This is a genomic window from Alteromonas pelagimontana, from assembly GCF_002499975.2.
Classification (GTDB): domain Bacteria; phylum Pseudomonadota; class Gammaproteobacteria; order Enterobacterales; family Alteromonadaceae; genus Alteromonas; species Alteromonas pelagimontana.
The window spans coordinates 2,333,686-2,354,405 of record NZ_CP052766.1 but is presented as its reverse complement, the minus strand read 5'-3'; the positions used below and the strand labels follow the sequence as shown (position 1 = coordinate 2,354,405).

General features: G+C 47.4%; 18 protein-coding genes and 1 pseudogene. 7 read left to right on the top strand and 12 right to left on the bottom strand.

The window, feature by feature from the left end; translation table 11 throughout:
* Positions 1-34: 34 nt before the first annotated feature.
* Complete coding sequence (locus tag CA267_RS10450) at positions 35-2,521, bottom strand: glycoside hydrolase family 95 protein (RefSeq protein ID WP_075607537.1); 2,487 nt, start codon at positions 2,519-2,521, stop codon at positions 35-37.
* A gap of 182 nt (positions 2,522-2,703) precedes the next feature.
* The gene (locus CA267_RS10445; protein WP_217358028.1) at positions 2,704-3,657 is read right to left on the bottom strand and encodes a sugar phosphate isomerase/epimerase family protein; all 954 of its coding nucleotides are present in this window, start codon (positions 3,655-3,657) and stop codon (positions 2,704-2,706) included.
* 44 nt (positions 3,658-3,701) lie between these two features.
* Here CA267_RS10445 and CA267_RS19055 point away from each other — a divergent pair.
* Positions 3,702-4,286 (top strand): annotated as a pseudogene (locus CA267_RS19055) (GGDEF domain-containing protein).
* A gap of 181 nt (positions 4,287-4,467) precedes the next feature.
* Here CA267_RS19055 and CA267_RS10430 read toward each other — a convergent pair.
* Positions 4,468-5,019, bottom strand: a complete 552-nt coding sequence (locus CA267_RS10430; RefSeq protein WP_075607539.1) for an acyloxyacyl hydrolase — start codon at positions 5,017-5,019, stop codon at positions 4,468-4,470.
* A 220-nt stretch (positions 5,020-5,239) separates the two neighbouring features.
* On the opposite strand from CA267_RS10430, the gene CA267_RS10425 reads away from it, so the two are divergent.
* Entirely contained in the window at positions 5,240-6,298 is a 1,059-nt protein-coding gene (locus CA267_RS10425; RefSeq protein WP_075607540.1) for an SDR family oxidoreductase, read from the top strand.
* Positions 6,299-6,666: 368 nt separating this feature from the next.
* Here CA267_RS10425 and CA267_RS19145 read toward each other — a convergent pair whose 3' ends face one another.
* Both CA267_RS19145 and CA267_RS19140 read right to left on the bottom strand, forming a co-directional pair.
* A complete protein-coding gene (locus CA267_RS19145) occupies positions 6,667-6,792 on the bottom strand; it encodes a hypothetical protein (protein ID WP_269748469.1) in 126 nt (41 codons plus the stop codon).
* A gap of 270 nt (positions 6,793-7,062) precedes the next feature.
* The gene (locus tag CA267_RS19140; protein ID WP_269748468.1) at positions 7,063-7,185 is read right to left on the bottom strand and encodes a hypothetical protein; all 123 of its coding nucleotides are present in this window, start codon (positions 7,183-7,185) and stop codon (positions 7,063-7,065) included.
* A gap of 175 nt (positions 7,186-7,360) precedes the next feature.
* On the opposite strand from CA267_RS19140, the gene CA267_RS10420 reads away from it, so the two are divergent.
* Positions 7,361-7,645, top strand: coding sequence for a hypothetical protein (locus CA267_RS10420; protein ID WP_139316209.1), 285 nt, complete (start codon positions 7,361-7,363; stop codon positions 7,643-7,645).
* A 13-nt stretch (positions 7,646-7,658) separates the two neighbouring features.
* On the top strand, positions 7,659-7,856 hold the full coding sequence (locus tag CA267_RS10415; RefSeq protein WP_139316210.1) for a peptide chain release factor-like protein: 198 nt from the start codon (positions 7,659-7,661) through the stop codon (positions 7,854-7,856).
* A gap of 102 nt (positions 7,857-7,958) precedes the next feature.
* On the opposite strand, the gene CA267_RS10410 is transcribed toward CA267_RS10415, so the two are convergent.
* Entirely contained in the window at positions 7,959-10,337 is a 2,379-nt protein-coding gene (locus CA267_RS10410) for a TOTE conflict system archaeo-eukaryotic primase domain-containing protein (protein ID WP_075607542.1), read from the bottom strand.
* A 478-nt stretch (positions 10,338-10,815) separates the two neighbouring features.
* Between CA267_RS10410 and CA267_RS10405 the strand changes: the two genes are divergently transcribed.
* The 3 genes from CA267_RS10405 (at position 10,816) to CA267_RS10395 (ending at position 13,009) form a co-directional block, all read left to right on the top strand.
* Positions 10,816-11,334: a hypothetical protein gene (locus tag CA267_RS10405; protein WP_075607543.1), complete on the top strand. Its 519-nt coding sequence runs from the start codon at positions 10,816-10,818 to the stop codon at positions 11,332-11,334.
* A gap of 144 nt (positions 11,335-11,478) precedes the next feature.
* The gene (locus tag CA267_RS10400) at positions 11,479-12,756 is read left to right on the top strand and encodes a hypothetical protein (protein ID WP_075607544.1); all 1,278 of its coding nucleotides are present in this window, start codon (positions 11,479-11,481) and stop codon (positions 12,754-12,756) included.
* 52 nt (positions 12,757-12,808) lie between these two features.
* Complete coding sequence (locus CA267_RS10395) at positions 12,809-13,009, top strand: hypothetical protein (RefSeq protein ID WP_075607545.1); 201 nt, start codon at positions 12,809-12,811, stop codon at positions 13,007-13,009.
* Positions 13,010-13,017: 8 nt separating this feature from the next.
* On the opposite strand, the gene CA267_RS10390 is transcribed toward CA267_RS10395, so the two are convergent.
* The 6 genes from CA267_RS10390 to CA267_RS10365 all read right to left on the bottom strand — a co-directional run bounded on the left by CA267_RS10390 (position 13,018) and on the right by CA267_RS10365 (position 20,671).
* Entirely contained in the window at positions 13,018-13,350 is a 333-nt protein-coding gene (locus CA267_RS10390) for a hypothetical protein (RefSeq protein ID WP_075607546.1), read from the bottom strand.
* A 362-nt stretch (positions 13,351-13,712) separates the two neighbouring features.
* Complete coding sequence (locus CA267_RS10385; protein ID WP_075607547.1) at positions 13,713-15,293, bottom strand: TnsD family Tn7-like transposition protein; 1,581 nt, start codon at positions 15,291-15,293, stop codon at positions 13,713-13,715.
* Positions 15,265-16,191, bottom strand: coding sequence for a TniQ family protein (locus tag CA267_RS10380; protein WP_075607548.1), 927 nt, complete (start codon positions 16,189-16,191; stop codon positions 15,265-15,267). The genes CA267_RS10385 and CA267_RS10380 overlap by 29 nt, the downstream gene beginning before the upstream one ends.
* The gene (locus CA267_RS10375) at positions 16,188-17,663 is read right to left on the bottom strand and encodes an AAA family ATPase (protein WP_170669050.1); all 1,476 of its coding nucleotides are present in this window, start codon (positions 17,661-17,663) and stop codon (positions 16,188-16,190) included. The genes CA267_RS10380 and CA267_RS10375 overlap by 4 nt, the downstream gene beginning before the upstream one ends.
* Positions 17,650-19,857, bottom strand: a complete 2,208-nt coding sequence (locus CA267_RS10370; RefSeq protein ID WP_075607550.1) for an integrase catalytic domain-containing protein — start codon at positions 19,855-19,857, stop codon at positions 17,650-17,652. Before CA267_RS10370 ends, CA267_RS10375 begins: the two co-directional genes overlap by 14 nt.
* Positions 19,847-20,671: a TnsA endonuclease N-terminal domain-containing protein gene (locus tag CA267_RS10365; RefSeq protein ID WP_075607551.1), complete on the bottom strand. Its 825-nt coding sequence runs from the start codon at positions 20,669-20,671 to the stop codon at positions 19,847-19,849. The genes CA267_RS10370 and CA267_RS10365 overlap by 11 nt, the downstream gene beginning before the upstream one ends.
* Positions 20,672-20,720 lie beyond the last annotated feature (49 nt).

Below are 20,720 nucleotides of genomic sequence, written 5' to 3'. Positions count from 1 at the left end.
AAGCTGTACTAATCCGCCTTAAAGGAAATAAATTTCATTTAACAGCCGTCTTTGCTGAGGGAATGGCAACCAATGTCACTGTCTCGCGCGCCTTCGTTGGTACATCGTAAACTGGAAACTGCCGAACGGTATCAAACCCATCACTATCTATGTCTGTGCCGTATCTTACCGACTTTATGCTGGCAGGCGTCAACAGTCTGTTTGAATTACTTCCCGCTGCCACAGCAAGCGCTTCGCCGGACGCCAGTTGCAGTGGCACCGCGCTACGCACTCGCAGGTTACCGCCTAATGTAGAAGTAATCGACGCTGTTTTAACTTTCCCTTCTTCCCATTCAAGATTATCAAGATGAAAGCCGCCACGAGCCAGCAATCCCTTCACTTTTCCCTTATCCCACTTAGCAGGCAGCGATGGCAACAAAAATACCTCGCCGTCATGGCTTTGAATTAGCATTTCAGCAATGCCAGCTGTGCAGCCAAAATTCCCGTCTATCTGTAACGGGGGATGCGCGTCGAGCAAATTCAAATAGGTGCCGCCCTGTTGCCCTTCAGTTTCAGAGCCTGCTGGTGAAAGCTGCTCCTGAATGAGGGTAGCTGCGCGTTCTCCATCCAGCAGTCGCGCCCATAAATTCACTTTCCAGCCCATCGACCAACCCGTAGATTTATCACCTCTTGCCAGCAATGAAGTCCGGGCAGCAGTGGCAAGCTTCGGGTGACGAAGTGGCGAAATCTGGTTGCTGGGATAAAGCCCATACAGATGCGAAACATGGCGGTGATGATCATCCTCGCGATCCCAGTCTTTCAACCACTCCTGCAGTTGCCCCCATTTTCCGGTTTGCATTGGCGGCAGACGGGAAAGCGTCTCGCGAGCAACATTCAGCTGTTTAGCATTGATGGCTAGAATTTCTGCACTTTGAATATAATTAGAGAATACATCAAACACTAATTGATTATCCATGGTTGTACCAATTGCCATGGAAGCCCCTTCAGGGTGGCGATTTTCTGGCGACATTGACGGTGCCATTGCCATATAGTTAGTGCCGGGAATCGACTGCAGGGTATCGAGATAAAACGAGACCAAGCCTTCCAGTACAGGAAAGTAACGACGAAGAAATGCTTTATCGCCGGTGTATAGGTAATGCTGCCACAGATGCTGAGACAGCCAGGCACCGCCCATGGGCCACAACCCGTAAAAAGCGCCGTCAATAGGCCCTGTCATTCGCCATAAATCCGTATTATGGTGGGTGACCCACCCGTCAGCACCGTACATCTGTTTTGCCGTTACCTGCCCGTTTTCCACCAGTTCTTCTATCATGGTGAAAAGTGGCTCAGACATAGGTTGCAAGTTAGTGACGTTAGCCGGCCAATAATTCATCTCAGTGTTGATATTCAGAGTGTATTTACTGTCCCAGGGAGGCAGGAGTTTATCGTTCCATATCCCTTGTAAATTCGCTGGCTGCCCTCCTGGCTGCGAAGACGATATCAGCAGGTAGCGCCCGTACTGAAAATACAAAGAGACAAAATCTGTATCGCTGCCATCGAAATTCCTAAGGCGAACATCAGTAGGGCGAGGATCTGCCGTGTCAGACCCTAAATCAAGCGATACCGTATTAAAATACCGTTGATAAGCCTTGCTGTGCTCTGTCAACTGCTCAGAAATTGCATTCGCTGGCATTTTCGTTATTTTAGCTAGCGCGTTTTGATAAGCATCGCCGCTGATGTCTTTAAAATTGACAAAATTTGTTGCCGAAGAAACAAGCAACGTCACCTCTGTAGCGTCGCGAACAGCCAACGAATTCGCAGTGCCGGTGACAGAACCTCCCTGAGTTTCAGCTTTAACTATGGTGGCAAAACGAACGTTGCCGGTTTTATTGTCGAAGTCGCTACTGCGCCCGGACAACACTAAGGTTGTATCGTTGATAACGCTCTGACTCCCCTTATGAGGCGACGTCATTCTGATATCGAAGTTGAGCGCTCCCTTGCGGCTGGCTGTCAGGTGCAGCACCATGACATCATTATTAAAGTCGGTAAAAACTTGCCGTTTATAGTCAACTTCATTAATGGTGTAACTTGTGGTCGCTAGTGCCCTGGTAATATCCAGCTCGCGATGATATTGACTGGCCTTTGTTCCGTGATCAAAAGTGAGAACAAGTTCCCCCAGCGTCTGATAAGGCATTCCATAGTTATTATTTTCTTTGGCAGTGCGAGGAATGATTTTATCAGCAATGGCTTGCGCTTCAGTATACTTGCCGTCGTACAGTTTTTTACGTATTTTTGGCAGTGCCTGGCGAAATTCCGGCACGTTATTATTCCCGGGCTCACCGGCCCACAGTGTCTCCTCGTTTAGCTGATAACGCGCCTGCGCAACACCACCAGAAACCATCGCGCCAATTCTGCCGTTACCAATAGGTAAAGCTTCATTCCAGTCTGCTGCGGGTTGCTGGTACCACAGCCGAAGATCGTTGGCCACTGCTGCGGAACAACATAATGGGAACAACAGTAGAATAATAAACAGCTTTTTCATATAGATAGCTTTATCGGTAACTGAGTCGTAAATTTACCCTACCGCAAGTTATGCTACCGCTAGCATAAAATAATTAACACCTGTATTATGTTTTTAACGTCAGAAGATCATTTCATTATTGCAGTTGCTGCTAAGCGCAGGCAAACATAGTTGTTGAAGTTAATGAGCCTGCTCTGGCTGTTTTACAAATATTTCTGCAGGTGCCGTTTAAAATATTCAGCACTTGTCGCCACGCTTTGCAGTGGACTCTGCGCAAAGTTACCGCCCTGCTCCAGATAATAATATTCCAATCCTGATTTAACAGGACTGGGCAATATATCCGCATAATCAATGGAGCCGTTACCCATTTCAGTATAGTCCTGAGAAATTTTGTCCATGTCCTTTAAATGCCACATGACATAGCGGCCTGGCTGCTCATCAACAAGTTGCTTAGGCGTTTTTTCTGCAGCACGCATCACCCAGTACATATCCATTTGCAGTTTCACGAGTTCCGGATCCGTTTCATTAATAATGATGTCATACCCACTTTTGCCATTATATTTTTCAAATGCAAAGCTTTGATTATGGTAGGCAAACCCTAAACCGGCAGCGTTTACTTGCTCACCAATGGCGTTGAGCAGCCCCGTCATACGCTTAAGGTTGTCCAGCGTTCTTTGTTCTGGCGCAATGACGGGCCAGGTAATGTAGGCAGAATTTATTGCTTGAGCGCCAGCTATACACTTATCAACAAACCGTTTTAGCTCGTCTACTGGCTTATCTAAATAAGGCGCGAAACCATAGTGCCCGCTGGAGACAGTGAGGCCCAGGTCGTCTAATATTGCTTTAAACTCTGAAGGTTTATAGCCGTAGAACGTGCCTTTTTCTTCATTAAACCCATAAACTTCAAAGTCCTCGTATCCCATCGCTTTTACGGCTTTAAGAGTGGCTATAGGATCGCTGGCCATATCGTCTCGCACCGTATAAAGCTGCAAACCCATTTTGAACTCTTTTTGCTGGGTAAGAGAAAATCCTGAGAAAGGTAACAGAGCGGCAGCACCGACTAGACTAGCTTGAAGAAAATGACGACGATTCATGGCTTTAGAGTAACGATAGTTTAGCGTAGAAAGAGTAAAACAGATTACTGCACAAATTAACACCAGTATCCTGAGTAGTCGGATGTGTATGTCTACAGGCTACTGTTATTGATTCCCGCCCCAAGAATTTTAGCAGTGGAGACACGGAACTGCTGAAGGATTTAGCTTCACTTGTAAACGATCAGCTCGCAACCCGTGCTTTAGCAACGCAGGATGAGCTGGCAGGTATAGCGAATCGCCGCGGGTTTATAACAATAGCGCACCACAGTCTCGAATTGTGTAGAAGGAATGATTTGCCTGCTTCTCTTGCATTAATAGACTTAGACAAGTTTAAGGCTATTAATGACACCTTTGGGCATGCGGAATGAGATCGGGTACTGGTTACCTTCGCTCAAGCAATGAAGGAATCCTTGTGTGATTCAGACGTCGTGGCTCGTTTAGGCGGTGATAAGTTCGTAGTGCTTTTTTTAAACACATCAAAGTCAATCGCTGAAGAAGTAATTAAGAGACTGATGAGCAAAGTATCTTCCATAAACCAGAAAAATGTTTATAACAACAAAATTGAATTTTTCGTTGGTGTCATTGGATTTAATGCGGGTGCGCACAACAATGTTAGTGAACTGCTAAAAGAGGCAGACGCTTTAATGTATTCTACAAAGCGAGAAAAGCAGCGCAGTAACAAGAAAGCGTGAGATTGCATCACGAATGTTGGTACGTCTTTAACAGCATCAACACCGGCTAAAGCTTCTTCCAGTTGTAATAACCGTGCCTTCCATATCAGCCAAGCGACCCTTGGCATCTTGCTGCTACTGCTGTTGTCGCTCCTGCTTGCGCACCAGCGCCACAACCTCATGCGCCGAGTTGTAGGGCGTGTTAAAAGGTATTACTCCACGTCAAACCGAAAAAATCTAGACCATCATTTGGCCGGTTAATATCTGCATTGGAATAATGCACATAGGACAACATTATACGTGCATCCGAGTGTGCCAGATATTGCCAACTCACCCCAATACGATCCTCAAACTGGAATCTGGTTGACAAGCGGCGGTTACTCAAACGAGTTGCATCCAAATAACTGCCGCCGATTCCCGCCTCTAAATAAAGCGGTCTGGGTCCATCACTTAACTGCCACGCCAGAACAGGGCTTATAGTGAATGCGAAAATATTGTCTGAGTGATCATTCGAGTTCTGCCAGTTATTCAAAGCGCCTTCAAGATGAAGTTTTGGACTGCCGAGCCATTTCCAATCTTGCAAAATTGACACAGAAATATCAGTCCAACGATATCCAACACGCGCACCACGTAACTGGTCGGTCGAATAGGAACTCGTTATGTGCCACTCATCAGCATACACTGAAGTAGGTGTGACCAGTCCAAAAACACTTAGAGCTCCAACCAAACCGAATGCTAAAAACCGTCGGCTCATTTATCCTCTCCCTCCAATGCACAATACGGTAATACAACCGAACCTTTATCATGATTATACATACATACGTGAATATATGTAAGAAGACCAAGTGAGAAAGTGCTAACTTCAAGGAAATGCAGAAAGGGAGGTTGTGGGGTAGATTTCTATCAACTAGACTGCCTTCATGTATTCATGCTTAGCGCTGAGTTTTCTCAAACTTCCAAAAAATGGATCGACCATGCGTGAAGGTACCGCCCTCGTTGTCGGCGCCACCGGTATTACCGGCGGCAATTTAGCTTCTTATCTGGTTGCTAGCGGCTGGACCGTCTACGGTCTCTCTCGTCGTGCTACCGAACAAGACAGCGTGATCCCCATCGCTGCTGACTTGTTAGATAAACCCGCGACTGCGAAGGCATTGTCAGGGCTACCGATTACTCACGTTTTCTATTGCACTTGGGTTCGGCGGGATAACGAGAAAGCCAACGTTGAGGCTAACAGTGCGATGATGCGTAATTTATTCGACGGGCTCGATAGCAATAACGTAGAACATGCGGCATTAGTAACTGGTACCAAGCAATATCTGGGGTCTTTTGAAGCCTACGGTAGCGGACGCATTGATACCCCGTTCCGTGAATCTGAGCCACGCGTGCCAGGGGATAATTTCTACTACGCACTGGAAGACGTTTTGTTAGAGGCAGCCGAGCGTGGCGGTTTCACCTGGAACGTCCACCGTCCGCACACTGTAATCGGCTATGCACGCGGTAACGCCATGAACATGGGTACCACACTTGCCGCTTACGCATCGATTTGCAAGGAAAACAGTCAACCCTTCGTGTTCCCCGGTTCGCAGACTCAGTGGAATGCACTCACCGATATGACCGATGCGTTGGTATTGGCAAGACAGATGGAATGGGCGGCAACCACACCAGGCGCGGCCAACCAAGCTTTCAACACGGTGAACGGAGATGTATTTCGTTGGCGTCGCATGTGGCGCGAGATCGGTGAATACTTCGGTCTTGAGGTACCAGACTGCCCTGAAACGCCGCAGCCGCTTGAGCATAAAATGTCCGATGCGGAATCGATCTGGCGCGAAATTGCTAATAAATACGATCTGGTGGAGCCCGACATCAATCAATTAGTTTCTTGGTGGCACACCGATGCTGATTTGGGCCGCGAGCAAGAGTGCGTTAATGACGCCACTAAGTCTCGCGATTTTGGTTTCAATCACTTTCGCGAAACACGCGGCGCCTTCTTCGATCTATTCGATCGGTTGCGTGCTGAGAGAATCATCCCCTGATTCTGAAAAAAGAGTCGAAAGACTAATTCGGCTCGCCGTCAACAAACCTTGGGTAACCGTAACTATGGGTTAGGGTGCCCACCCTTTGCCTAAACCATAGTTTAGCTTTAGTACCCGCTTGTAATCTGTTAACTCTTCCAGCTTTCGTTTTTAGACACCGCTTTGTCTTGCGTTGATTAAATTAGCTTACAAAAATTTTAGTGTGAATACTGTATTGTCACTGCACAATTTGAACCGGCTTAACTAAAACGAAGACAAAGTAGTCTTATAGACCTCTGAATAAAACCCATTCGATTTCTATAAATATCAAATTAAAACGAAGACTGTTAAGAGGCCCACTGATGTGCCTACATCTTAAGCATAGTCGTTTAAAGATCTAGCAAAAAGGCTTCTACATCTTCAAACGTTTGAGAATTTTCTGCGAGAGTTTGCTCACCTATCGCAATAAATGCCAAAAGTGCGAATGCTTCATCATCATGCTCTTGTGGTTCCACTTTCTCTCTCCTTTTATTATGCGTCAGTCATCGCCCTAAAATTGGCGTATCGACCAGCCGGTTATCTGAATCCTTGTTAAGTTCTAGCGTAATTACAAGCACATAGCTACTAACAACGATTCGCACGGGAGTTAGTATCAAAGTGATACTAACTCATTGTTTATAAGAGACTATTGATCTAACCCTTACCTTATACTAGCGTAAAGAGAGATACCACTGACACGATAGCATGACATGCTCACTTACCCCGATGGCTGGCTACTTTACACACTAACCGCTGACAACGCCGCTACCCAGGTTTGTCTCGTCACGCTCTTCAATGACAATTCGATGAGCGTTCACTGCGCAAGACAAGGTGCTGTACCTATCCACACGGAAGAAGGTAGCTATCATTGGACCGCCTCAAATGGAGAGATCTCAATACTGCATCCACTCAAAGAGGGCTGCGTGCGCTCATTGCAACGGGTGTTATTGGACAGCGAGCTGGCAAATTGGCGTGCGGCACACGTGACCGTGCAGCGTATCCGGCTCAGCGACATTTCCCTATACCAAGCATAAAGGAGACACCATGACTGTATATTGCAATTATGTATGGAAGGTGGATGCAGACACGGAGCCTCGCGATCTGCTGACCCAATTTGCGCGGGAACACTTTCACGCCCATGAGGCTGTGCCCATCGATACCACCCAATATGGCATTGATCATGGCTTGAATGATGTGCGAGCTGTCTTCAAATCCGAACAACATTGGATCGCTTTCTGCTGTCGCTATCAGCATGATGTGGTCGCGACCGAAAGCAAAGTTCTTGCCTTTGCCCAAACGCACGGCCTGACGGTCGAGCGCATGCGATAGTAAGAACATACCGATGTCGTCATTTTCCGCTAATTTGGTCTTTACGGTCATCCCATCGTCGATCACCCGCTTGGCTGCCACCCATGTCGGGGTAGAAGTCCTGCATGTGCCTACCGGTTTCATTGCCCGCTCGGTGGACTTGCCGTCACAGTATCTCAATCAACAAGCAGCGCTAGCTATCTTGGCGAGCCGATTAACGACTCATGATTAGGGTTAATGTATCGTAGGTATCAACGAGAAAAGAATTAAAAATACCACGGAGTACACTTCGAATTATGCAGCCAGTTAGATAAACATGGATTAGCATTCTGGGTCAAAGAAGCTTGTCAGTTTTGCCGCTACCGATCCTTTTGACACTATACCCAACGGCCTTATATCCATTAGCACGCTTTTTCCACATTCTCTGTAGCATGGGAAAATCATCAATATAATCGTGCACCGTTACTTCTGTTTTATTCGGGTAGTGACGCTGAATACGGCCAGCGTACTGGGCCACAATCCCTTTCCATGAAATTGGGAGGGTCAAAAACAAGGTATCCAGATAAGGCAAGTCAAAGCCTTCCCCCACATATTTACCCGTCGCAATGATGACCGTCCTTTCAGGTAATCCCTTCTGAATCTGTTCAATCCGCTGTTTACGGATCTTAGTACTCACGCCACCATGCAGCTCAATAGTATTGATACCTTGTGTATTTAATTGCTCGCTGAGTATTGCAATATGTTCTTTACGTTCACTGAGCACCAGACATTGATGCTTGGCTTCTATTGCCTGGGCAATGCTGCACGTGATGAGCTGATTTTGAGACGCATTGTCTTGCAGGTATTGATACATCTGGGTGATTTTTACCGGCTCCGAACCATCCACCCAAGACGGAGGAAAGGCGATTTGGGTATCACAGCCATAGGCCGTTTGACTGAATTTTACCGACTCTGGTTTAGACTCAAATAACACCGCCCCAAGTTGAAAATACATTAGCTTTTCCAACCCATCTTGTCTTTTGGGCGTCGCGGTAAAACCAACCAGGAATTGAGGCGCGACGTTCTTTAACAACGTTTCATAGTTTGAGGCCGGAATGTGATGGCATTCATCGACAATAATTTGCCCGTAGCTATCTACTTTGTCATGAATATCAATGCCATTTCTACTGATCAGGCTTTGATACGTCGCGACGTCTATTCGTCCGTTTAATTTATTCTTTCCGCCTAAGAGGGAGCCCATCTCAGCGTCTTTGAGGAATATCTTGCATCGCTCAATCCATTGTTCCGCCAGCGCCTTATTGTGCACTAATACCAATGTATTGACTGCGCGTTTGGCGATTAATGCCAGTGCAACAACGGTCTTACCAAACCCCGTATTCGCAATGACCAGTCCATGTTCATTCTCCAGTAAGGCTTTTAGCGCTTTCGCTTGCTGGCTGCGAAGCGTGCCCTCAAAACGCAGGGCCGGGAGTCGCTGACCAGCATAGCGTTTATTCTGATATCGGATAGTACAAGCCTGTTGTTCCAGTAACGCTTCAACTTGTCCTTTTAGTCCTCTGGGCAGGTGCAGATAGCCCGAATCAATGTGCGCCGCACACAGATAGCGAGGTACGCCAATCGTTGAAAATCGCATCGCCTGGCGTTTAAAAAATTCAGGATTGGCAAACACCGCTAACTTCTTTAACGTTGCGACCAGTTTGTTGGGTAAAACCGCAATAGCAATATACAGCTTGTCAGCCACAACGATGTCGATTGTCGCGGGGCAGTCGTCAATTTTGGGCGTATTAAGGGTCGTCGATTTTTCCCAGGGTTTTAACTCGGCGACTTGCGGTTCCACGTCTACATAATCGGCGAGACGCTCGAGTAGTTGCCGTATAGTGTCAGGTGATAGCTTGCTCGTCGCCGCCAGTGCTTGCCATTGATCTTCGACAACGCCTCCGTCAGCATCAATAAAGCAGGCATTCCCCGACAAGCGAGGCTGTTTTTGTAACGGTAATGCAATGAGGTTCCCCATCCCGCCGCTGGGTAAGGCGTCTTGGTTGGGAAACATGCGGTCAAAGCAGTCAAAGTTAAGAGCCGGATATGTGTCCATGGTCAGATTGAGCAGCGCTGTGCCCAATTGGCGTGCGGATTTTGCCTCTATCGCTTTTTCAAAAAAGAGCCACAAATGACCGCCTTGTCCACTGCGGGAACGCTCAACTAAGTAGCCAATAGACAGTGACTCACACACGTTTCGCAGTGCAGATATTGCCGCAAACCAGTCCGTTTTATCGAAGTCAAACGCTAACAGGTAACATTCATTTTGCGCCGTTAACGGGTAGATCCCAATCGTGCGTTGCCCTCGAAGATGGGCATTAATGGCACGGTCATCAAAGCGATGGAAGGCTTGGTGGGCACATTCTGAACATGCCGTTTTGGGTTTGTTGCAGATCCCAGCTTGCCATTCATTGGCACAGGAAGGGCTGTATCCGGCTTTCCCTTGCTTAGACTCCCAGCGGAATGGGTAAACATCTTCGCGTCCGCGAAAGTATTGCTTAAACAGGTCGACCTTGGCCTCGGGCGTCTCAGACTGACTGAAGTACTGTGCTTGATGCGCTATGCTTTGTTGCAAAAGCGCACTACGTTCATTAAGCAACGCCGTTTTTTGTTCTTCCAATCGCGCCAGCGCTTCGACGATTTGCGCCAGCCGCGCCTGGGCTCCCGGGATTGTCATGCTACTCAAGCTCCATTATCGTTTGGCATAGGCCCGCTGGGGTAAGGAGCGCTTCACGGTTTAAGCGAGTGTGCTCCCCCTTAGACTTGGAGCTTATCACGAATGCGCCATCCCAGCGCTGAGGCATCCATTGCGTTTTTTGGGGCAGCGCCAGAGGGTGGTCGGTGGGGATTTGCGAAAAGTGCGATAAATGGCGCGTTCAGGGGAAAAAAACCGTCAACCGCGATTTTGGGCCTAATGGCGCATAAGAAGGGATTATGTTTAATAGGTTTACAACCGTATTGTCGTGAAAAAATTGCCACTAACGACCTACTTAGTACCTGTTCGTCATTACTTTCTTGGATACTGCAACTTTGTATCTGTTTAGGATGTTGATACTGAAATTTGAGTAAAGAATTATTACCGCTTTACCTTGACATCTGGATTGAAAAAATAAGAATAACCACCTGTTTTTATTAGAGTAATAAAAGGATGCAGTATGACTTCTCAAAACCCCACCATTCCTAAGTCTTCTTGGTACGGTGTATACAAATTTATGCAGCTCGTTAAAAGTGCTGTGCTCGATTCGGCAGGCTTTGCTGGAGTGTTTTTAGGTTTAGTATTTTGGCTTGCGGATGAGCCTTTGAAGTTGATGTCAGAAAATTTCACATACCTTTTCATAGGGTCCGCGATTATCGCTATCTCCACAGCAGCATTAAAGCGCTCAGTTAATCCCGAGCTTACAGGGGGGTGGAGTCTACTTGACTTTCTATTGCAATTAGTCGCGGTAATCTTTCTATGGTGGATTGTGATTGATGGTGTATTGCAAAAAAGTGAGAATGATACACAGCAAGACACGGTATCAACCGGTATCGAAACTCAACAGAAAAATTTAAAAGCTCATGAGTTAGATAGCCGCCAAAAACTGGCAGAACTAGGAGAGCAAATTTCTACATTATCAGCCCAGGTAGAACAACTTGAAGAATCGCTAAATACTTCACAAACACCTCAACAATAAAATTAACCATGTGGGTTCTAAGGAACCCACACATCAGTTGATGTATTCTCCCTTACGAGCACACACCAAATTTAGTATGTGGTAGTATCAATAACTAGATAATTAGAACTGGCATTCCTGCCATAAAACCCCGGATATTCATGGATGAGTTTTTATAATCGTAATTACAGCCCTAATTCCTTATGGCAGCGCTTTATCGTTAGCTCCCCATGTAATGTTTTGTTATGGGCAGCAGCACTGGCTTACGGTGGATACGTATCAGTTTTCTCTAGTGAAATCAGAGATATTACCCCCATCTCGTGGGAGCGTTCGCCAAATTGGTATTTCTGGTTAGCAATAGTAATATTCTTAGTTTTGCTTTCCCTTTTCAGTGCGCGTTCCAGCGCTATTGAAGCTAAAGATGAAAATACTCTCAAATCAATTATTACCTCTCCACCTGCTGATTTCTTGGAATACTTTGCTCGCAATTACGATCAGGCTTCGAATCAGTTAGAGATATTTGAAGCGCAGATGGCAATGACGGAAAGTATGCTTCTCGAAGTATGTTCATGGCTTGATGAGCAAGATATAGATGTTCACAATGAAACCCTACCGCCTTCAGGGAAATTGGAAGACATAGACATTGATATTCCTCAGGTCAATGAAGAAACGCCGGAATCTAGAGAATTAGTGAAAAACAAGCTTCTACAAGCATACTCAACGACCAATGCCGCATTTTTCGAAAAGAAAGAAAACGGAAAGGAAGATTTGCGTTTTTTGCTTGTCACACTCATTGATCTAGTCAATAAATGGGATGCCCGAAATCGTCGCAGTCACAAAATTGTGTATCGTGCCAACATCATGAAAGTATTTTATTACGACGAAATGAAAGCAGAAGATGCTGAAGGGTGGCATCAAAAAGCGTCGAAATTTAGCGGAGGGCCTTTTTCTGATTATAGTGGTATTGTCATTTTAGAAGATAACGAATTAACAACGGCTACAGATACTCCGGAGCCAATACCTGATGCAGATAGAAAGCCAATTGCTTTCCCATTCACTTTGGTCAGAAATCAAGAGAAACCTAAACATCAAAACTTGTTAGGAGCGCCAATTGCAGTAGCTGAAAGAAGCTACTCATACCTGAAGGATATCGGAGATATTTATCATCACTACTCCAAACGTGAAAATACACTAAATTGGTCAGGTAGCGTTGAAAGAAACCTTAGACAATACTATTTAACGGAAAGCACTGGGATTGCACATTCTTTATTAAGTATCCCTCTGACATCAGCTTTTAAACAGGAACGCGTTAAGTGGGTTGTAAATATTTATCGTGATCAAGATGGGTTGTTGTTTAACGGAGAGAAAGTATCTGATTTTCTAAACATTATTGAACCCTACCTAGTTTTAATTCGTAAACGGTTATACATTCAGCCTGAATAGCAAATAATTTTAAACTCTGCTATGCTGAAGGCACAACAGAAGGAGTGCGGTTATGACAACTATGTCTGTTCTCAGTGCAGAACAATTAAAAGCACTAGATCCCAAAGAGCGAGAGAGGATTACTCGAGCGGCGAAACTGAAGGTATACCAGAGCCGAGGTTGGATCACCCCTGAACTAAACAAAACTGCTGATAAACTGCGAAGAGAGATGAAAGAACGTAGTGATATAGCCAGAATGGCTTACAGTCGTTGATTTCTGTTCTAAAAGCCAAGCTTTAAGCTTGGCTTTTGTTTTATTGTCAGTTGATAAAGCCTTTCATACCTATCAGCCACAGTCTCAAACGATCTCTCGGCATCGCCTATAATTTCCACCTGTGGTGTAGGAATGCCGGTTCTCTCATCAACATCAATGTAAAAGACGTGAAATTCACAATCGTCTGCGCCGAGTGTATTGAGCTCACGCATCAGGCGTAAAAATAGAAATAAATGAGGCGCGGGAATAGCAGCGTGACACGACAGCACCACATAGGGATGGGGACCGATAAAACGGGCGAGGCTGTGGTTATCAATACGCGTGGTTGTCCAACGTGTCATGCTTTTCATCCTGAGGTAGTCCCCCCTCAAAAAAATTGGGTTTGGGGGCGGTTTATTGGTTTCAACCCATTCTTATTTTCCCACGCTTCGCTTGGCCGTGTTCCAGTCGGTCGCCTGCTTAACACAATGTGGTGTTTTCACTTACCTATCTCACTCAAAATGGATAAAAATCCATTCTGTTCATTAGCCAATAAAAGCCCTATCACACCAATTGCTTATCAATTTAAGGGGCGTTATCTCTTTCGTATTACCTTATTTATATCTGTAGGACCCTTTTTTGGGTTTTTACAGTAACAGTTTTAAAAAAAATGCTAAGTCATTGATTCCGGCATCAGAGAGTGACTGGTTTGACCACAAAACTATTATTTATCAATAATTTGATATGCAACAAGTTGCGCATGGGTACGCGGCAACTTGGTCAGGTTTTTCCGTAAGTGCCCGTTGTCGCTTATCGCTCTGCCTGCGGCACTTAGCGACTGCGGGTACGGCGCAGTAAGCTGCTTGAGCGCTGCGATCAGCCGCATATCTTCTTTGGCCCAATCAAAAGGCGGCGGAGTCGGCGCTCGACGGGGTGGCAGACACTGTTTGAGCGCTTCCCGATCATGGTGATACAGGTAGAAAAACGCCTGGCTTTCCTGTTGCTTGATATCCTTTTGCAGCCAATCAGGATGGGCTATTCGCGCCTGCTTAATCACATAGATCGCCTTTACGCGTTTATGCTTGTGGGTGAGGACTTGTCGCCATTGACGAAGCCCCCGGGTATTTGCAATCACTTGCTCCACATAACCCATTCCCACGCCGAGGTTGTTGGCGATGGTACGTCGATGACGCCCTAACAAGGCTTGAATGATCACACGATGCCGCACGCGGGCATCGAACATCAGGGCATTGTGCCGATAGCTTACCTGGTTGAGCTGAGCGATACGCCGTACATAACACCGTGATTTACCCAAGCGTTTCGCAATCGTGGCAAAACTCACCTGTTGTTTGAGTAACGCCAGCGTTTTAGCCTCCAGACTGGCGGTATCCGCCAGCGCCAGCGACTGTTGCTCAACCGGTGTAATAGTCTTTAGATATCCTGTTGACGCACCATCAAAGAGCCAAAACCCGAGAAGAAGGTGTTTCAAGGGATGCGCTGGATACCCTGTCCGCTGGCGCAGCAGCGGCCCTAAAAACGCATAATCACGCAGAGATTCGGTGCCACTATCGAGTTGCAACGTCTCATAACGCGCCCCTAGGGCCTGCTTTACTTGCTGTAAGCGCAGTTGGTGGTGGCGAGTCAGATAGCCTTTTCTGTCAAGGAGGTGGCGATAGTTATCCATCTGGTAGGGCTGCATCAAGGCGGTGGAGGTACTGCACTGCTCGCTAACCGCGACACAGAATTGACTGAAGGCTGTTGTGACTGCTGACACAGACGATACCGGGGATTTCTCTTGTGGTAGGGCAATGGCACTATCTAGCGCTCCATCTCCACACAGCACACCGGTCAAAGTGATCTGGTGGCGCTCACAGGCGATAAGGCCGGGGAGTTGGTGCCTGATATCAAAATAGGCAAAACCCAGCCTCTGACGCTGTTCACGGGCGCACAGTGGACGGTATTTGTGATGTAACGGGATATGTAGTCGGGCATGAGGAATGTTTGCCGCATGGGTCGAAGAGCCCTCACCGGTCAGTAGCGTATGTTTAAGACGCCCTTGCTCATCGGCATGAAAAAAGCGAAACAGCGGATACAGCGTATGCTGTGAGAGTAATGTGCTCGTACTTTTTTCGGTGAGCGCTGAAAAATCCCTAAGCCCCTGCGGAAGATACGGGTGCAGCCGCATCTTGGTTTTGCCTAGCAATGCGTGATACGTGCGAGCCACGGGCCCCACACCGTAGCGGATGTGCGTGCGGCTTAGCCAGCTAAACAGTGTTTCATAAGGTTGTAGTGACACCGTTTTCATACTCATCCTTGAGTGCGGGTAGCTGTTCCCTTAGCCAAAACACAATAGCCAGCCAATACAACGGATGGCGCAGACCCTTTGACTGCCCGAAAGGCGAGAGCGTGATCCACAATACGTTCGTCGGGCGGGTAAACTGCCGGGCATACGCGGTAAATAGCCCGGCCAGGCACGACTCGCCTAAATCGTTGCGCATTTGCGCAAACAGGGCATTCACGACCGTGCGATCACCTCGTCGAAGAGGTTTCGATAGTTTCAAGACTTCGTAGATACTGTCGCGGAGTTCAACGCCCCACGTTGGTTGGCATTGAAGGCGACGTGCGATAGCGTAAATAAACGGCTGCCAACTGACTTGCCATGCATCCACCATTGGGACGGGGGTGCTGGTGCCTTCCCATTTATCAGGCAACGTGAAATTTAGATAACGCAGTGCATCATGACTATGCAGTGGCGAGCCATGTTCATCGCAGACAAGTGCCCCGGGTAATTGATGAGCGGCACGCCAGTAGCTCACCCCCCATTTGGCTTTTTGCGCCTGTGTGCACTTAGGGCAATACTTCCAGCGCCGGTCCACTTGAAACGGGTTTTCTTCGGTGTTGGGGCGATGATTTGCCGCTTTTAGCTCTTGCGGGGCCATGCCGTCGAGCAATGACAATAACCAGGGTGCAAACGGTGTATGATTCAGCCTCAAAGTGAACTGCTCATCAGACTTCGGTGCAATGCTATCCAGCGTCTCGCGCATGAGGTGATTAAGCGGCACTTGCGAACGAAACCACTGATACGGCAAATGATTGTGTGCAAAGAATCGCTTATCACTCATGACACCTTGCCCCATACGCATGCGATAGCGTATGAGGCCACTGTAGATATGTTCACCCGGGTAAAGCGATAACCACCTCATGTGGCTTTATGCTCAATAGTCTGTGGACCTAATACCGCCTGACTTTTTTCAACCAGCTTTTTCTTAATATCCAGGAGCTTGTTGCGCTCCTTCGCATTGAGCTCAGCAGTATTAAACGAACTATCAATGTCCTTAATCACATCACTGGCCGCTTCGCCTTTTACCTCCGTTTTTTCAGCAAACTGATTTAAATGCTTGAGCGCCAACGCGTTGTTATCTTCTGCTAAGTACTGTTGCACCGTCAGTAAATCGGCATAGCCCCCTCTGCGGTTATGATGGATATTGCGCGTGGCGGTACTCAACAGCGGAAAGCGTTCTCGACACGCTTGTTTAATCAGCGTAACCGACATTTTCTCTTTGCCTGTACGTATGGCTTTGATAAGCGTCGCTTCCCAAAGCCCCAATACAAACGCCGGAACTGCTGCGGTTAAGTGCAATAATACGGCGTCAATCTTGTCATCTCGCGTAATGGGGTGGGCCAGCGGCTGAAAGTCATACAGCATCGTCAATAAGCGCTCCCAGGTTTTAGGCTCGTTTAACCGATTTAACTCAAACGGTTTGCCTAGGCGGCGCTTATGCCGGGCGTTATCAAATATCATCAATGTGTCAGGTGTGCCGATTTTAATAGAGGGAATGAAAAGCTGATTCGCAAGCTCATCGAATAACTGAAGCATCTCATTGCGGTAGCGCAGTGACGCGACTTTCATGTTTTGAAACTCATCGATGACAATAAGCCCGAGATGGTGGCGATTACACGCCGTGATAAGCACTTCCACCATCGCATCGAGCTTAATATGGTCGCCATTTTTCTTTTTGATCACGTCGCGATAACGCGGATCGCCATAGGACGTTGCTGCCAGCACCCGATCTAACTCAGTAAGTAAGCGAGAGATCAACCCGCCCCGCGACGCGTTGTGGGGCATATCCACCTTTAGGTACACCACTTGTGGTTCATCAAAGTCAGCGACAGTATGCTCAATGACTTGTGGAAAGAGGTTGAGCAGCAGATGTTCGGTCATCGTTGACTTGCCATTACCCGAAAAGCCCGTCAAAAATAACGCTTCAGCCACCGTCGGTGCCGACGCATCGTTTAGCAATGGCTGCGTCACCTCTTCTTGCTCAACGTTCGGGTCGGCGATGTCATAGCTCCAGGCGACCACTTCCGCCCGTACGGGGTTGCGATGCACATAGCCATACCGAATCATGGAATACATGTCGTAGTACAAGTCTAAATGCTGCTGCGATAACAAACGTATGTCGAACAGCGTATGTATATGCTCTTCGCGCTCGCCTACACTTAAGTGCCCCACATCCGGGCTGTTGGGCTTCACTGTCAAACGTTGGCGTAACAGTTTAGAGCCTAGCCGGGGTTGCAATGCTTCAATCAGCGGATTACCCGCATACATCGCCACATCAGACGGGGTATAGTGCGCTTTTGCAACTGTAATAGGGCGACGCTTAGGCATCATCATCTTCCTCGAATTCATCGTAAATATTTTTACCGTCCGGTTTCTCAGGCAGCGCGTTAGGCTCAATCTGCACGTGATCTAGCTGTACAGCAGCGAGAAACTTATTGATGTCGGCATAGCGATTCAAAATCGCTTCTAATTTCCGATTATCTTTAAGTGTTGCCGTTGAAGGCATGACGCCCGGCTGCTTTTCTTTCTGAGCATTTTTTAAGATGCGTTGCATGGCCTGCGACACGCCTAGTGCAAACTCTATTTCATCATCTTTTGCTAGTTCATCATTTCGTGCCATGGATTTTCGCTGTAATGTCGCTTCATAACATGAGAGCCCTTGAAAAGCCTGGCAGCGCACATCAAGCGTTGCTGGCTTAAGTCCATTATCAGTTTCAAGAAAGATGACATCGACTAAGTTCTCGTTGTAGCGAGCACGCAACTTTACGACGCGATTACGACTGACGAGCTTGTCTTGAAGCCCACTTTCGAGCACGTACTCACAGTTGTACCAAAGCCCCACATCAGCAAAGTAAATACCCCGCTGATGTACCGACACCAAGGCCACCGGCAGTAACGCCCGATAGAGATCCCGTTCATCATATTTTAGGGTATGACCAGGTCGATACCGCTGCCCCCATTCACACAATTTGGCGGGGATCGGCGCTACGTCATCCATCAACATTTCTTTGCAATATTGATAGTCTTTGAGTCGCCGATGGTTGTTGTGATAGTTAATGTAAATAATGGCGATGATGTAGAGCTCGGTGAGATTGAGTGACGCGTGTTTACGCGCTAATTGTGCTGCGATATCGGCTAGCGATTTAGATTGCTGGCCTTTACTTAAGCCTTTAAACCAGAGCGAGAATACGCGAAACAGTTGCTCCACATGGGGTTTATCATCGCCGCGTCCGCGTCTGGCGAACTGTACTTTCATCGCTAAATCGCTCACTGCGGCTTCTGATTTGCGATTGCGGAATTCCGCGTTATCCACAAACAGAGTCGTCGGAATGCCGTGGAATTCCCACTTCACTTCACCAGGCTCAAAACCATACTCTTCTAAAAATTTATCTTTGTTTATTGCAGCATTAAACACAGCCTGGCGCACCGTTTTAAACGACGGTGCTTCTGTGGTGATATACAGCCCGGTGATGTAGCGCGAGAAGCGGTCCACCACAAAATATAAGGTGGGTTTTCCTATCTTGGTTTGACGGGTTTCGTCAAATTGCGATACCGCTTCTTCATCGAATGGGGTTTCATCCAGCTCAAAGGTTTTACCAAAACCATCATCCGTACCAAACGCGTCACCAGCACGGCCTGCTAAATCTTTGCTATGCTCAATCGGGTTACGTCGCCTGCGGTCACGCTTCGGTAAGTTACCGCCGCATTGCTTTTTTACCCAATACGTAAATTGCGCGATGGTAGGGCGCTCAGTACGTGGTTTGAGCTCTACATGAAAACGGCTACTGCCAGTAGTAAGCGCGGTCGCGGTGCGAGTGCGTGATGCAAAGTAGAACTTGCCCAACATGTCGAGAAACACACGCTCCAAGGAGGGCCCATTACGACTTTGGTATTTTTTAAGTGCCCATGCAAAGGCCTTGAAATCGTACTCATCAAGGATTTTTCCTCGTGCCACGAACTGATTGGGTCGGCCTTGTTTTACTCTGATGTCTCGGGACGTTTTGGCTTTATGAAAGATATTTTTACCTATCGGTAAAGCCAACGCCGTACGGCGTTGACCATAGAATAAATACCCACAGAAGCAGTCATACACATATTGTTTCGAGCGACCGCTGGCTGCAATCACCCTCTGAAATGCACCGTCTCCGTGACTGTTTCGGATCACGGCCTCTAAATCATCAATGAGCGGGGCAATTAACGCGTAGCGGGATTGCGCTCTCGCTTGCTCACTGTGGGTTAATTGGTCGAACACTCGCATGACTTTGTCATCCCAGGCCATATCCACGACATCAAGACCACCTCCATTAATGGCGTGTAAGAGGGCTTGATACGGCAGTCGAATGGGCATTTTGGGCGTCGACTCGATGTTGATGGCAAAGGCCTCATCAAGCCCCACATCGACTTGCACGAGGAGCATATCTTCAACAAGGGTCTTATCCCCTAATGTAAAGGCGTGACTGTCATCTTCGCGCACCACAACACGGTTCACTTCAAGTAACGGTGCGGACACAATGGTACTAGGCAGCATGCGCACCTAACCCCAAATCCGATGCGGCTTTTTCCAAGCGTAAGTACTGCGACCAATTGAAGCGGATTTGCTTGTGCCACAGCGCGTTATAGAAAATCGATATGCCGGTGTCGTAATTCACGCCAGTCGCGAGACTTGCTCGCTCAACCAGGTGGGCCGCTCTAGCATGCCGGTCATCAGACAACGCGCCGAAAAAGTTCGGCAGCCAACGATTGGCCACGCGCTCGAGAAACACAGGTAAATCACGATGTCGGTACAACGTATCTAAGTTTTGGCTATGTACAGTACGCAGCACGTCGCTTGTGATTAACTCATATTCAATGTCTTCGAGGCGGCAATAGCCTTCTTGCAACGCGAGCTTCTCAGCGGTTCTCAGCTTTTGAGCGTCCTCCGGCTGCTTCACCGGAAAGGCTTTTAAGCACTCCTCACCAATTTCTGGATTCATCATACGCGCCATAAAATCAATGGTTTGGATGATAGGTACACGCGTATCAGCGTAGACGGGATGCTTCACTTCAAGCATGTCAGCAATAGCTAACGATGTGTCGAGCGGAATGGCGTATTGCTCATAGACATCAATGACAAAAGGGTTATTGGCCAGATGCAGGTACATCCACAGCTCGTTGAGTGAGAGTACATGTACTAACCGCGTGGTATCGCGAAAATGTGGCACTTTACTTTTAACACCATGACTCGGCACATCATCAGTGCGCAAGAACGGCTCATACACTCGCCCTGACTCAAAGCTTTCGCGATGCGATTTATACCAACCGTCTTGCCGCGCTAACGTGCAACCTTTGAATTTCTTTCCCATGAATTTATCTCGAGAAATGAAAGTTCAGGGAAAAGATTAAAGCGAGTAT

Coding starts and splice junctions, on each gene's coding strand:
- CA267_RS10450 (WP_075607537.1), bottom strand. CDS start 2,521: ATGAAAAAGCTGTTTATTATTCTACTGTTGTTCCCATTATGTTGTTCC.
- CA267_RS10430 (WP_075607539.1), bottom strand. CDS start 5,019: ATGAGCCGACGGTTTTTAGCATTCGGTTTGGTTGGAGCTCTAAGTGTT.
- CA267_RS10425 (WP_075607540.1), top strand. CDS start 5,240: ATGCGTGAAGGTACCGCCCTCGTTGTCGGCGCCACCGGTATTACCGGC.
- CA267_RS19140 (WP_269748468.1), bottom strand. CDS start 7,185: ATGATAGCTACCTTCTTCCGTGTGGATAGGTACAGCACCTTGTCTTGC.
- CA267_RS10420 (WP_139316209.1), top strand. CDS start 7,361: ATGACTGTATATTGCAATTATGTATGGAAGGTGGATGCAGACACGGAG.
- CA267_RS10415 (WP_139316210.1), top strand. CDS start 7,659: ATGTCGTCATTTTCCGCTAATTTGGTCTTTACGGTCATCCCATCGTCG.
- CA267_RS10410 (WP_075607542.1), bottom strand. CDS start 10,337: ATGACAATCCCGGGAGCCCAGGCGCGGCTGGCGCAAATCGTCGAAGCG.
- CA267_RS10405 (WP_075607543.1), top strand. CDS start 10,816: ATGACTTCTCAAAACCCCACCATTCCTAAGTCTTCTTGGTACGGTGTA.
- CA267_RS10400 (WP_075607544.1), top strand. CDS start 11,479: ATGAGTTTTTATAATCGTAATTACAGCCCTAATTCCTTATGGCAGCGC.
- CA267_RS10395 (WP_075607545.1), top strand. CDS start 12,809: ATGACAACTATGTCTGTTCTCAGTGCAGAACAATTAAAAGCACTAGAT.
- CA267_RS10390 (WP_075607546.1), bottom strand. CDS start 13,350: ATGACACGTTGGACAACCACGCGTATTGATAACCACAGCCTCGCCCGT.
- CA267_RS10385 (WP_075607547.1), bottom strand. CDS start 15,293: ATGAAAACGGTGTCACTACAACCTTATGAAACACTGTTTAGCTGGCTA.
- CA267_RS10380 (WP_075607548.1), bottom strand. CDS start 16,191: ATGAGGTGGTTATCGCTTTACCCGGGTGAACATATCTACAGTGGCCTC.
- CA267_RS10375 (WP_170669050.1), bottom strand. CDS start 17,663: ATGATGATGCCTAAGCGTCGCCCTATTACAGTTGCAAAAGCGCACTAT.
- CA267_RS10370 (WP_075607550.1), bottom strand. CDS start 19,857: ATGCTGCCTAGTACCATTGTGTCCGCACCGTTACTTGAAGTGAACCGT.
- CA267_RS10365 (WP_075607551.1), bottom strand. CDS start 20,671: ATGGGAAAGAAATTCAAAGGTTGCACGTTAGCGCGGCAAGACGGTTGG.